This window comes from Bradyrhizobium sp. CCBAU 11357, from assembly GCF_028128865.1.
GTDB lineage: Bacteria > Pseudomonadota > Alphaproteobacteria > Rhizobiales > Xanthobacteraceae > Bradyrhizobium.
Window position 1 is genome coordinate 1 of sequence record NZ_LBJW01000104.1, and the last position, 11951, is coordinate 11951.

The 11951-nt window shown below is 58.6% G+C and carries 11 protein-coding genes and 1 pseudogene; 9 read left to right on the forward strand and 3 right to left on the reverse strand.

Features of this window, described 5'->3' with window-relative positions:
* Window positions 1-89: 89 nt before the first annotated feature.
* The 4 genes and pseudogenes from XI05_RS21875 (at window position 90) to XI05_RS21890 (ending at window position 2683) form a co-directional block, all read left to right on the forward strand.
* Window positions 90-722 (forward strand): ABC transporter substrate binding protein, encoded by a 633-nt coding sequence (locus XI05_RS21875; protein ID WP_271505466.1) that lies wholly within the window; start codon window positions 90-92, stop codon window positions 720-722.
* Entirely contained in the window at window positions 691-1194 is a 504-nt protein-coding gene (locus XI05_RS21880) for an ABC transporter substrate binding protein (RefSeq protein WP_271505468.1), read from the forward strand. Before XI05_RS21875 ends, XI05_RS21880 begins: the two co-directional genes overlap by 32 nt.
* A gap of 109 nt (window positions 1195-1303) precedes the next feature.
* A pseudogene (locus XI05_RS21885) lies at window positions 1304-1462 on the forward strand (ABC transporter substrate binding protein); the annotation flags it as partial.
* A gap of 225 nt (window positions 1463-1687) precedes the next feature.
* Window positions 1688-2683 carry an ABC transporter substrate-binding protein gene (locus XI05_RS21890; protein ID WP_271505470.1) on the forward strand — a complete coding sequence of 332 codons (996 nt, stop codon included), beginning with the start codon at window positions 1688-1690 and terminating at the stop codon, window positions 2681-2683.
* A 153-nt stretch (window positions 2684-2836) separates the two neighbouring features.
* On the opposite strand, the gene XI05_RS21895 is transcribed toward XI05_RS21890, so the two are convergent.
* Window positions 2837-3358, reverse strand: a complete 522-nt coding sequence (locus XI05_RS21895) for a DUF4188 domain-containing protein (protein ID WP_271505472.1) — start codon at window positions 3356-3358, stop codon at window positions 2837-2839.
* Between the two features lie 434 nt (window positions 3359-3792).
* Between XI05_RS21895 and XI05_RS39830 the strand changes: the two genes are divergently transcribed.
* Both XI05_RS39830 and XI05_RS21900 read left to right on the forward strand, forming a co-directional pair.
* Entirely contained in the window at window positions 3793-4725 is a 933-nt protein-coding gene (locus XI05_RS39830) for an alpha/beta fold hydrolase (protein ID WP_442869305.1), read from the forward strand.
* Between the two features lie 465 nt (window positions 4726-5190).
* On the forward strand, window positions 5191-5577 hold the full coding sequence (locus tag XI05_RS21900) for a nuclear transport factor 2 family protein (RefSeq protein ID WP_271505474.1): 387 nt from the start codon (window positions 5191-5193) through the stop codon (window positions 5575-5577).
* A 660-nt stretch (window positions 5578-6237) separates the two neighbouring features.
* On the opposite strand, the gene XI05_RS21905 is transcribed toward XI05_RS21900, so the two are convergent.
* Window positions 6238-6591, reverse strand: a complete 354-nt coding sequence (locus XI05_RS21905) for a hypothetical protein (RefSeq protein ID WP_271505476.1) — start codon at window positions 6589-6591, stop codon at window positions 6238-6240.
* Window positions 6592-7536: 945 nt separating this feature from the next.
* Here XI05_RS21905 and XI05_RS21910 point away from each other — a divergent pair.
* The 3 genes from XI05_RS21910 (at window position 7537) to XI05_RS21925 (ending at window position 11551) form a co-directional block, all read left to right on the forward strand.
* Entirely contained in the window at window positions 7537-8598 is a 1062-nt protein-coding gene (locus tag XI05_RS21910; RefSeq protein WP_271505478.1) for an alpha/beta fold hydrolase, read from the forward strand.
* A 1144-nt stretch (window positions 8599-9742) separates the two neighbouring features.
* Complete coding sequence (locus XI05_RS21915) at window positions 9743-10789, forward strand: transglycosylase (protein WP_271505480.1); 1047 nt, start codon at window positions 9743-9745, stop codon at window positions 10787-10789.
* A gap of 561 nt (window positions 10790-11350) precedes the next feature.
* Entirely contained in the window at window positions 11351-11551 is a 201-nt protein-coding gene (locus XI05_RS21925; RefSeq protein WP_271505484.1) for a hypothetical protein, read from the forward strand.
* A 46-nt stretch (window positions 11552-11597) separates the two neighbouring features.
* On the opposite strand, the gene XI05_RS21930 is transcribed toward XI05_RS21925, so the two are convergent.
* The gene (locus XI05_RS21930; RefSeq protein ID WP_172786744.1) at window positions 11598-11837 is read right to left on the reverse strand and encodes a hypothetical protein; all 240 of its coding nucleotides are present in this window, start codon (window positions 11835-11837) and stop codon (window positions 11598-11600) included.
* Window positions 11838-11951: the final 114 nt, after the last annotated feature.

Consider the following 11951-nt stretch of genomic DNA (forward strand, 5'->3'; position numbering starts at 1 on the left):
ACCCCCAATAGACGTAATGAAAATCGCCCCGCTCCTCTCAACGTGCTATGATTTGTCACGACAAGTCTCCCTCTCCTGGGGGTGGACACATGAGACGACGCGAGTTCGTAACACTAGTTGGCGGTGCAGCAATTGCGTGGCCATCTGTCGCACGAGGCCAGATTCCGAGGACACGGCCCGTTGTCGGCACCTTTGGATCAGGTACGCCAGCTCAGCGCAAAGGTTACGAAGCCTGGCCATCGTTCTTGAAGGGGTTGCGGGAACTCGGATACATCGAGGGGCGCGATTTCGACATAACGTTCCGACTTGCCGCGTCTACCGCGAAGTTACCAGAGGTAGCGAGGGAGGTGGTTCAGCTCAGCCCCGATGTCATTTTTGCCGCCGCCAGCGCCAATGCGCTTGCCGCCAAGCAGGCAACATCAACCATCCCGATCGTTGTTGCAGCGCTGGGAAACCTGACCGCGCTTGGATTGTCGGAAAACGATCTTCGCCGTCCAACTGGCAACCTGACCGGCATCATGCCCTACGTGCGAGGGCTGCCTGCAAAGCAGCTTGAGATCGCGCGGGAAATCGTTCCCGGCGCGCAAAAAGTTGGGATCGTAACTGATACGAGCGATATCAAAACAGCACCCCAGTGGGATGAAATCAACGCAATCGCAGCGAAACTTGAAATCACGATCGTCGGTGCGGATGCTCAAAGAACCGAGGATATTGAACCGTGATACGAGCGATATCAAAACAGCACCCCAGTGGGATGAAATCAACGCCATCGCAGCGAAACTTGAAATCACGATCGTCGGTGCGGATGCTCAAAGAACCGAGGATATTGAACCCACGTTCAGAAGGTTTAAAGCGGAGCGCGTTGACGTCGTCATCGTTCTGCAGGCGAACTTCTTACTCTTAGACCGGGCTCAGATCACCGCTGCCGCAGCGGCAACTCGGCTCCCGACCCTTTATGGATACCGCGAACTCGTGGATGCGGGCGGCCTCATTAGCTACGGAATTGATCTTCGGGCATGTAATTATCGCGCTGCGAGCTACGTGTATAAGATACTCAAGGGCACCCCCGTGGCCGATTTACCCTTTGAGTTCCCCACCCGGGTCGACCTCGTCATCAATCTAAGGACTGCAAAGGCACTCGGTCTTGCGGTGCCCGACATGCTGCTCGCCCGCGCCGACGAGGTGATCGAATAACGACTGACTTGCCCCGGCTGCTCACGACCGCTTCTGGCCGATTTTGTTGCAAAAGTCGGCGAGATAGCGGCTTGCGGTTGGATTCTGAAATTGCAATTATCGCGCTGCGAGCTACGTGTATAAGATACTCAAGGGCACCCCCGTGGCCGATTTACCCTTTGAGTTCCCCACCCGGCTCGACCTCGTCATCAATCTAAGGACTGCAAAGGCACTCGGTCTTTCGGTGCCCGACATGCTGCTCGCCCGCGCCGACGAGGTGATCGAATAACGACTGACTTGCCCCGGCTGCTCACGACCGCTTTGGACCATGGCGAAGTTCGGTTTGGCGCAGTTGTGGTCTGCTGATCGGGGCACACCGCTGTTCAAACCGGCGCTTTGGACCCTTAGCAGAAGGAGTGTGGCATCCCAGACGCACGAAAGCACATACTGGCCCGGTACGATATGCTAAGTTCGATAGAGGGCGACTTTTCTGTGAGGTTCGCTGGACGAGAATATGCGCCGACGCGATTTCATTGCGGCATTTGCGAGCGCTACGGTGTGCCCGATTGCGGCGATAGCCCAGCAGCCAAAGAAGGTCGCGCGGATAGGTTTCCTGGTCACGGGAGCCCTTGAGTCTCCGGAGGCGCGGGCGATTCTTAAAACTTTCTACCAAGGTTTACGCGAACACGGCTATGTCGATGGTCAGAACGCGATCGTAGAAGTCAGAGCAGCGGACTCGAAGATCGAACGTTTCGAAGCGTTGGCCCGCGAACTTGTCGGTCTCAACCCCGACGTCATCGTGGCCTCGAACTCGGTGGCCGGCCGTGCCGTACAGCGAACAGCTACCACTATCCCGATTGTTGTTGCGGTAATGGGCGACCCCGTTGGTGACGGGCTTGTCGCTAGCCTCGCGAGACCCGGTGGTAATACCACTGGACTGACCTTCCTTGGCCCGCAACTGGTCCCTAAGCGTTTCGCTCTACTCAAGGAAGCGCTTCCCATGATTGTCAGGGTCGCAGCGTTGTGGCATCCCGGCGCGTATGGCGCGCGCACCATGAACGACATGATGAATGACGCAGAAAGGGCGGCACAGACCTTGGGCTTGCAGCTTCGTTTGTTCGCCGCGCGGGGGCCGGACGAATTGGATAAGGCGTTCTCCGCGATTGCAGATGAACGAGCTGACGCCCTCATCGTATTTCCCAGCCCGATGCTTTTCGCCGAACGAAAACGCATTGTTGATTTCGCCGCAAAGCTCCGGCTGCCCCTGATCGCAATGGGCAGGGAGTTTGTGGAATTGGGTGGTCTAATGTCCTATGGAGCGGATATCACCGACTTCTTCCGGTTAAGCGGCGACTATGTGGAGAAAATTCTCAAAGGTGCCAAGCCTGCCGACTTGCCGGTTGCGCAACCAACTAAGTTTGAACTGCTTATCAATCTTAAGACCGCGAGGCTGCTCGGCATAGAGATTTCAGCTTCGTTGCTCGCTCGCGCCGACCAAGTGATCGAGTGATGTTGCACTGCATGAGTCCGTACATGGCCCGTTTGAGACCTTCCGATCAGCACTGAAGATGTCCGCTCATCGGAGCTGACCGGAAGCCATCGCGGCCGGACTAAACCGACGCGCTTGCCTCAAACGAGACATCACTGGAATCGAGAGCGAAAGCTACGCGGGTCCGTCCCCACCGTAAAATTGGGACTCTTCGATCACTGAGGGAAGCAACTGGCCGGATAATTTGGCCCGGTGGCGGGCGGAGAACATTGGCCCACGGGCGGGCTGCAGCGGCGCGAATTGTGCGAGGCCAATAGGCGTCGGCAGGTCATCGTAGATGGCTTCCATACCGCCTCGCATGAAGTAAGTTTCATGCCAGAAGCCAGTGCCGCGCGATGACTTCAGAAAATCCTGCCACCATTGGCGGTGCGGCATCGAACGGGACCACGCCTCCAGCGCATCAAAGTCGCGCCAATATTGTCGCATGCCGAGGTGCAATGGAAACAAGGACATGATGAAATTCTCGTGCAGGAGAAGCCCTTCAGGCCGCTTGTCGACTGCGTCCTGAATCTGCGGACCCAAGCCGAGCAAGGTTCTTATCCCGGTCCAGGCATTGACGCGCATCCCGAGATAGATCACGACCAGATCGGGAAACGACGAAAGCTCGACAGTTTGTCGTTGGACTGCGCCCTTCATTCTGACCTCCTGACGCATAATGGGTCCGCCATGGATGGCCGCGAGCTCCGCCTATACCGACGGTGGTCGTGTTGCGCCCGAAGAGTTGCTGCAAGCCATCGCGTGCACCTTGCGAACCGCCGACGAATTTGGATCAGGGGCGGCACCTTGCGCTGACGGACGGAGCATGAGGCGCCATCCGGTTCGAACGCATGTCGGGCAGATCACATCACGCAAGGTAAGCGAGTTCCGCGATATCAGCAAGGTCGGCTTCCCGCCCATCTGCGAAGTTACGTGGGGTCTGACGGAGGTCCGCTCCTCGCGGCAGAGCGGAGCAGATTTGCTGAACCTTAGTTCTTCGCGTTTCGACCCTAAGCGGACAATAACGAGTGGACGTCCGGTCGTTCAAAGATATGATTGAGCTACCAAATTGGGCGCCAGTACATGGAGCCGATATGACAGATTTCGTGATACCCAAAACTCGATACGCACGTAGCGGTGAGCTGAGCATTGCCTTTCAAGTCGCAGGGAGCGGGCCGATCGACATTACCCTGGTAAATGGATCGATCTCTCACCTTGAACTCGTTTACGAATTGCCGAACGTTGTTAAGAATGTACAGCGGTTTGCCCGCTTTGCTCGTGTGATCGGATTCGACAAACGAGGCCAAGGTCTGTCAGATCGAGTGCCTGGAGCTCCTTCGTTAGAAGAGCGAATGGACGATGTCCGCGCCGTTTTGGATGCTGTGGGCTCTCGCAGAACCGTCTTGTTGGGTTTCTCCGAGGGATGCCCTATGAGCCTGCTGTTCGCAGCGACTCATCCGGATCGTGTGTCTCATCTGGTGCTAATCGGAGGCTTTATGCGGGCCGGGCACTCAATTCCTGCTGATCAGTTCGAAGCCGTCGCCGAGAAAGTGATGGCGGATTGGGGCTCCGGTCAAATGATGCGGCAAGTGGCCGGCATAGCGACCCCCACAGAAGCGCAGCTCGCAGTTTTCGGCAACTCGCGTTGTGACCGATTTGGTTGCAGGCGCCGACCTGAAGTTTGCGGAGCGCGGCTCCTTCGATCTCAAAGGCGTTCCGGGAACTTGGGACTTGTTCGCCGCGGTCCAATGAGCCGGATGCACATGCTACGCGCACGGCCGCTTTTGGCCCGTCGCGGAGCGCCGCAATGTCTGCTTCCTGAGCATGACCCGAACAGTACTATGGAAGCTGCGGTATCGCTCGGATACCAACGACAGATTCTAGCACGCGCCGCTACCCGTCGCCTCTCCTTAGGAAGTGGACAAGATCGATCTCTTCAATCTAGCATTGAAGCATTCGATTGGCGGGTGTTTTATGCATTTTCTTCTACGGGCCGCTTGGCTGGTCTATCACTGCGCCGCCTATGACCCTAGGCAGCATGAGTGCCCGCGCCGAAGATTGTTCGCAATACCCATCCAGCCGCTACCGCGCTTATTGCGTCGCTGCTCAGAGCCCGAAATTCGCAGCACGGATAGAGCGATGTAGAGACGAAGCTCGCGCAATGGGTCTCCGTGCAACCAGAGGAGACGCAAGGCTTTCAATGGCTATGTGGAAGCGTGCGTAAAACGTCGATAGCAAGTGCATGTTCCGCAGCAAACCGATAGCCTGAGAGGAGCGACCGGACGTGAACGTCGGCTTGTGGCCCTCCGCTTCCAATAGGGCGTAGCTGCGAGTTGTTCGGGAGTTGGGGGTGAACCGGAAGCGCCCGACCGCTGGTCAAAACGGCGCTTTTGACCCGAAGGCGACATCGACCGGACGTCTAATCGACCCTTCAACTCACCTGTGTGCCCCTGTGTTATTGTATCCCTTCCGAGAACTCGATGGAGGGAAGGATGGACATTCGATCGAAATTGACGGCGCTGTGCGAAGCGTTCAACGCGCACGACTTGGATTCCATCATGGAGTTCTTTGCTGACGATTGTGTCTTGGAGATGCCGAGGGGAAGCAAGCCTTGGGGCTCCCGCTTCGAGGGCAAACGCAACGTACGAGACGGGCTCGCCACGCGCTTTGAAGGCTTACCGGATGTTCACTACGGCGACGCCGAGCATTTTGTGGATACGATGGCAAACACGGGCATTTCAAAATGGACGCTAACGGGCACGACAAGCGAAGGAAAAAAGATCGAGGTCCGAGGATGTGACTTTTACACTTTTCGCGCGGACGAGGTGATCCGCAAGGACTCGTATTGGAAGATTGTTGAAGGACCTTCGTCAGCCTAGCGACGCACATGTCCGAATGTGGCCCGTCGCCGAACAAAGTGGCGGGCCTTTGCCGCGTCGGCTATCGGCGGCAGACCGGTCGCAGGGCCGTGCCCGCCATGACCGCTGCTTGTGCTCCTCGCCGTCGAACGCGATTTTGGATCGCTGGTAAAATCCCCGCGCGTGCGGGCGCGCGAGAGCCGGCGGACGCATGACTTATTATCAGCAAGCTTTGGCGTGTTCGCGGAGACTGGGTCCTTGTTCTCCAAGGAGTTGGGAGCGAAGGTCAGCTTGCAGTGAGACAGATCGCTCGGCCTGAAGATAAGGCTCGGCGTTCTCTTGCCGAGCCTTCTTACTATTTGTCTATCCGTCGATTCCGATCTCGAAAGAGACAAAGACGATCTTTACTTCATTTAGCGGCTATCACACGGCAAACGGCCCGTGTTTCTCGGTCGTAGTGACCCGGCTGTTTCAGGACGGCTGCACAGCGCCGCAACACCCGCTGCTGCTCTGCGACCTCCAATGTCGCGAAGGCTGTGCCGACGTTGGCAGGATTGAGGCCTGCCAATCCAGAGCTGTTGTTTGCATTGGCAACGCCATTATTTGAAATGCCCACGGCTCCCGCGGCACCAGGACCAATGCCAACAGTGCCAAGCCCGCCGGTGCCGAGGCCCCCCGTACCTACGCTGCTAGAACCGACACCAACTCCCGCGCCTGCCCCACCAACTCCTGCAACACTCGCACCTGCGCCAGTTCCTGCCGCGCCTCCGCCGACACCCACGCCCCCCGTAGCGCCAATTCCGCCAACTCCGGCGCCCGCTCCAGCACCGGCGCCAGCACTGCCCACTCCGACGCCAGCACCCGCGCCGACACCACCAACTCCAGCGCCAACGCCGGCCCCGACGCCACCATCGCCCACTCCGGCGCCGGCACCCGCGCCAACGCCCCCAACTCCGGCACCAACACCGGCGCCGACGCCACCGCTACCCACTCCCGCACCAGCACCTGCACCGACACCTCCAACACCGGCGCCAACACCCGCGCCCACCTGGGCTTGCGCGAGTGGTGCTGCTGCGGACAATGCAACGCAGACCGTGACCGCATGGAAAAGCTTCATTCGCATACACGCCTCCATGAATTCCCGGCGCCCGCAAAGGAACGCCTGCAACAAGTTTCTTGTCCAAGAGGAAGCGATGATTTGTGGGTCCGTTCCTCAACCGGCTGCAAGTAGGTTAACGGGACGAAAAGAGCAGTCTGAGAATTTTGCCATTGCGGAACCAGCGCGCGGTCGCGAGGCTATCGAGTTCGCAATTCATCTCGTCGCTTTTGCGGAAGCGTTCGGTGGCTCACGCGCGGTTTCGTGAGCTCCGCTTTATGGCCCGTGCTAGACCTCAGCTCGGAGCGCCGCGAGGTCAGCTGTCGGGCGTTGACCCGCCAAAATTATGAAGCTGGTCAAGGCAGCCTTTGGCCCGAAGCAGAAGCCTGCGGGCGTACTGGCCAGCGTGACAAAACGCTTCTACATCCGTCCAAGAGAGGTCCTAGGTAAGTCTGATCAAGGTAGAATTCGAATTCGTGCGACTGGGTCATATGGTCGGGCGTGATCATGAATTTGCCGTCACGTGGCCGCCAGTGCCACACTGGATTGTAATCTCCAAATCCGCCGAGCTTAAGGTCTGGTTCGACTGAATTCATGAAACCTCACGTACAGAGCGCACCCACGCTACCCCATTTGCTTTGTGGATCATGTCGCCTTCTGGCCCATCTGCGAAGTTGCGCCGCGGCGGTCGGAAGTCCGCTCGTTGAGCCGGAGCGGACCAGATTTGCTCAACCTGAGTTCTTCGCGTTTTGACCCTTTCCGGAAGTCGAACCGGCGGACTTTCTGTGATGCACAACGCAGCCCGGCAAGCACTGGTGTGCTAACTTACAGCTTCATGGCCCAGGCAACACGCTCCTGCCGACTATCGAATTTGGAGACTTGTCATGGATACGAACAAAACATCCCAAGACATCGACCATCGTCGCCGCCACTTTGTCGGTACCGCCGCCTTAACCGTCGCCGCCGCCCAGCTCGGCATGATCGGCGCGGTGGACGCGCAGCCTGCTACAGCAAAGCTACCCTCGGTCAAGCCGGGGTCGCACACTTCGTTCGGTCCGCTGAAGCAGATCGATGCGGGTTTGCTCAATGCCGGCTACGCCGAAGCAGGCCCCGCCGATGGTCCACCCGTGCTGCTTTTGCACGGCTGGCCCTACGACATTTACAGCTTTGTGGATGTTACGCCGCTGTTGGCGTCGGCGGGCTATCGGGTGATCGTGCCGTATCTCCGCGGCTATGGCACGACGCGCTTTCGCTCCAGCGAGACGTTCCGCAACGGCCAGCCATCTGCGGTCGCCCTTGACATCGTCGCCCTGATGGATGCGCTCAAAATCCAGAAAGCCACCCTAGCCGCCTTTGATTGGGGTGCGCGAACCGCCAACATCATCGCCGCGCTTTGGCCAGAACGCTGCAAGGCCATGGTGTCAGTGAGCGGCTATCTGATCGGCAGCCAGGAGGATGGAATGATGCCGCTGCCTCCGAAAGCCGAGTTCGAATGGTGGTACCAATTCTATTTCTCCACCGAACGCGGCCGCGCTGGCTACGACAAGCATCGTCGCGATTTCACGAAGCTGATCTGGCAGATCGCCTCTCCGAAGTGGGATTTTGATGACGCCACCTTCGATCGTAGCGCGAAGGCTTTCGACAATCCGGACCATGTCGCGATTGTGATCCACAGTTACCGCTGGCGGCTCGGTCTCGTCCAAGGCGAGCCGCGATATGACGAGCTTGAGAAACGGCTTGCCCAGAAGCCCGTCATCAGCGTGCCCACCATCACGATGGAGGGTGACGCTAATGGCGCCCCGCATCCGGACCCTGCCGCCTACGCGAAGATGTACTCGGGCAAATATTCACACCGAACCATCGAGGGTGGCATCGGACACAATTTGCCCCAAGAAGCGCCGCAAGCCTTCGCCGAAGCAGTCGTCGACGTGACCTCTGGAAGCTGATCGGCATGATGGGTCCCGCATGATTCAAGCTCAGCACATCAGGGGGCATTAAAAGCGCTGGCACTGCCTCCCTTCTTAGTTTGCCGAATCTCCGCACATGGGCCATCGGTGACGTTGCGCCTCGGCGGTCGGTAGTCCGCATCTTGAGCCAGAGCGGACCAGGTTTGCTCAACCTGAGTTCTTCGCGTTTTAACCCTTAGCGGAAATCAACCCTGGGGAACAGCGCGCTTGTGAACGCGGAGATCGGTAAGCTCGAAATAAACAGCCCCTGAACTGCCCATTCGGCTGGGGTTCAGATCAACCCTTTAAGGTCTCCGTCCAGGAACCGAAAGGTTAGTGAACACATAACGTAGTTCCCAGCCGTGGACCCGACTCCACGCTGCTTCGTAATCTACGCACAATGGAGGAGACGCTATGAGGAAATTTCCCATTTCGGCTATGCGCAAGTATGCGTTCGGCGCCGCAGCAGCAACTGCTCTTTTCGTAATTCCGATCTCCGCCTTTTCCCAATCCATCGAGTTTGGACCGGGAGGCGTCCGAGTGGACGACGGTCGAGGGGGTCGGCAATGCGAGGAATTGCGGCGTGCCTGCGAAAACAAGGACATGTTAGGGGAGCGGGGCGAAGGCAATTGCCGCAGATACCGGGAGACTTGCCAAAGACCAGTTCGGAGGGATGTGTGCGGCGAACTGAGACAAGCCTGCCTCTACAAGAACGAGTTGGGCGAACGAGGCGAAGGAAATTGCCGTAGGTATCGCGAGACTTGTAGAGGTCGCATGTAAGGTCGCCAATGTTCGACGTTGCAGAGGTCGGCACCGCTCCGCACCGACCCATGCACCTGTCGTCCCGAGGGCCGCCACAGTCGGCCTCGTTCACGTCCGGCTGAGATGTCGCCTATTGGCCCCCTAGCCGACGGTCCCGATGGCTGTCGGCGCTTCCGTTGCGGGGTGTAGAGCGGAAGCCGCTAAGATCGGATCCCATTGGCTGGCTTTGCCCCCTAGCCGACCCTACGAGCGTCTCCCGCCAGCGGCCGCCTGCCCTCGTTCACCACATTTAAACCTTAAGATTCTACGAAGAGTACTGACCCACAGGCCGCAGGACCATGCCAACAGCCTTCGTACAGAAGCCATCGGTGCACTTCGGGCAATGAAGGTCTGGCAGACCAGCTGCATCGTGGCTGTTGTCGCATCCGCGGGACTTTATCTGGCCGCCGGTAACAGACCGGCCGCGACGTTGCCGGATGTCATGCCAGAAGCGGCAGCGAGCATACCGGCTGCGGCGAGCATGGCGGCTCCTGCGAACATGGTGACGCCTGCCGTGTACGCAGAGGCATCCGCCAGACTTGCGGCAGCGCTTCGGGCGGAAAGCGCAGAGCCTGGCGCGGTGACGTCAGCAGATTCCAGGCCGCCACGCACCGAAGCCGAGATCGTCGATGCACCCGTCGCGCCGAAATTGGCGTCGTTGGGACAGGATTTCGTCCAAACGCTGCCGCAAGAACGCGATGCGTCCAACGATGCTCCGAAAGCGGCGTCGACGCCAGATTTCCGTCATTTGGTCTACTACGTCTGGTCCGAACTGCCGCCCGCCGAGAAACCGGCGGAGATCGTCTTGCGCGCGTTCAAGGACATTCCGGTCGGAACGCCGACTGAGGAGATCAAGCGCGCTTCCGACGCGTTTGGTCTCGATTTCCATTTCATGATGGCGGTTGCCAAGATCGAATCCGGCTTCAACCCCAATCAACGCACCGGGTCGTATATCGGGCTGTTTCAGCTGAGCCATTACGAGTTCGGCAAGTTCGGCTTCGGGCAGATTCGCAGTCCGCGGGACAACGCCGTTGCGGCCGCCTACAAAATCATTACCGAGGGCGTCCAATTCGAGTGGATCACGCGCCGCAAGCCGGACATGAGCGATCTCTACCTGATCCATCAGCAGGGCTGGGAAGGCGCCGCCGAGCACATCAGCAAGCCCGCTCGCCTCGCCTGGAAATCCATGTGCGCCAGCAGCGAAGGCAAGGAGAAGGGTGAGCGGTGGTGCAAACGCGCGATCTGGGGCAATGCACTTCCGGCCTTCAAGCGCAGCTGGAAATCGGTCGACAACGTCACGTCAGAGGCGTTCGTCGGCATGTGGCGCGGACGGGTCGCCGAATTCTACACGAAATACGTGGCGACTGCTGCTGCGGCGGCACCCCAATAATTTAAAGCTTCACTAACTTGACGGGTTGCAGACACCAGCGCTGACGGTGGCAACAAGTCTGCCGCGCACATCGCGAAGGCGCGTCGCTTTGGAGTGCCTATGAGGCTGCGCCGCCCCGGCGAGGCCAAGTGTTCCGTTTGAGGGAACCATCGGCTGCTTCGGAAATTTCGCGAAACATTTTTCACCCCACTAACTTAAGTTAATCGTGGGGCCTGATCGAAAGGTCTCGATATGGAACCAGCCAATCGAATATCGGACCACATCGACCGTAAGACTGCCCGGTCGATCTGCGACGAGGTGGGCGACAGGTTGCAACAACATTTACTTCACGAAGCCTCGCCACTGCCGTCCTACCTCGAACGTCTCGTCGATGAATTGCGCGAACGGGAGCGTCATCAAATGGATGGCGTCGGCGCGCCCGCTGACCGTTTCCTTCACGCCGCGCGGCGATAGTCGCGGGCTGACCGCCGCAGAACTTTGGCACGGCCCTAAGTTTCGTTTCTTGGCTTTCGCGCGGACTGTTCTGCAGAACAAGCCCAGGTCGTGCGGCGTTATAGTCCGATGCAGGACGAACTTCTTCAGCGGGCGGACAAGGCGATTGCAGCGAGCGAACAGCTCGTCGATGAGCTGTACGCAGCAATGGAAAAGGCAAGGAAGCTAGACGAGCAGCTTCATTGTATCCACCAGCGCCGGATTGCGGACGAGCTGTCCTGGAAGCAAGGCAGGCCGCCTCAATTAGTGGCCTCCTTCGCTGGCAGGTAAGTGGAAAGTTGCAAGCGTCGCGTGTTCCTGGGATTACCTGCAGAACCTATAGCTCTCCAGCGTCGATACCCTCAATGGTCCTGATGATGTGCTTCCTGTACTCCTGCATCTCTTGGAGAGTACGGCGGAAAGTTTCCAGCATTTGCTCCGCCAACTCCGTGTTGTGACCACCTTCGCGTAGCCGCTCTATCTCGATCAGCTGATGTCCGATGGACCGTTCTGCGACGGCGACGTGACGATCAGCCTCTGCAAGATGCTGAACCTCAGCGTTGCGGTCCAAGGACATGCCATTCTCCCAATCTGTTAGGAAAGTGAAATCGAACGGCCGAAGTTCCCGAAGCGACCATTTCCCCGAAGAGAGGTCGCCCGCGCCAGGCCCGGGGGAAGCGTCGCAATCGGT

What these genes read in the sequence shown, in the direction of transcription:
- XI05_RS39830 (WP_442869305.1), top strand. Translation starts at nt 3,793, where the DNA reads ATGACAGATTTCGTGATACCCAAAACTCGATACGCACGTAGCGGTGAG.
- XI05_RS21890 (WP_271505470.1), top strand. Translation starts at nt 1,688, where the DNA reads ATGCGCCGACGCGATTTCATTGCGGCATTTGCGAGCGCTACGGTGTGC.
- XI05_RS21915 (WP_271505480.1), top strand. Translation starts at nt 9,743, where the DNA reads ATGAAGGTCTGGCAGACCAGCTGCATCGTGGCTGTTGTCGCATCCGCG.
- XI05_RS21880 (WP_271505468.1), top strand. Translation starts at nt 691, where the DNA reads ATGCTCAAAGAACCGAGGATATTGAACCGTGATACGAGCGATATCAAA.
- XI05_RS21875 (WP_271505466.1), top strand. Translation starts at nt 90, where the DNA reads ATGAGACGACGCGAGTTCGTAACACTAGTTGGCGGTGCAGCAATTGCG.
- XI05_RS21895 (WP_271505472.1), bottom strand. Translation starts at nt 3,358, where the DNA reads ATGAAGGGCGCAGTCCAACGACAAACTGTCGAGCTTTCGTCGTTTCCC.
- XI05_RS21900 (WP_271505474.1), top strand. Translation starts at nt 5,191, where the DNA reads ATGGACATTCGATCGAAATTGACGGCGCTGTGCGAAGCGTTCAACGCG.
- XI05_RS21930 (WP_172786744.1), bottom strand. Translation starts at nt 11,837, where the DNA reads ATGTCCTTGGACCGCAACGCTGAGGTTCAGCATCTTGCAGAGGCTGAT.
- XI05_RS21925 (WP_271505484.1), top strand. Translation starts at nt 11,351, where the DNA reads ATGCAGGACGAACTTCTTCAGCGGGCGGACAAGGCGATTGCAGCGAGC.
- XI05_RS21910 (WP_271505478.1), top strand. Translation starts at nt 7,537, where the DNA reads ATGGATACGAACAAAACATCCCAAGACATCGACCATCGTCGCCGCCAC.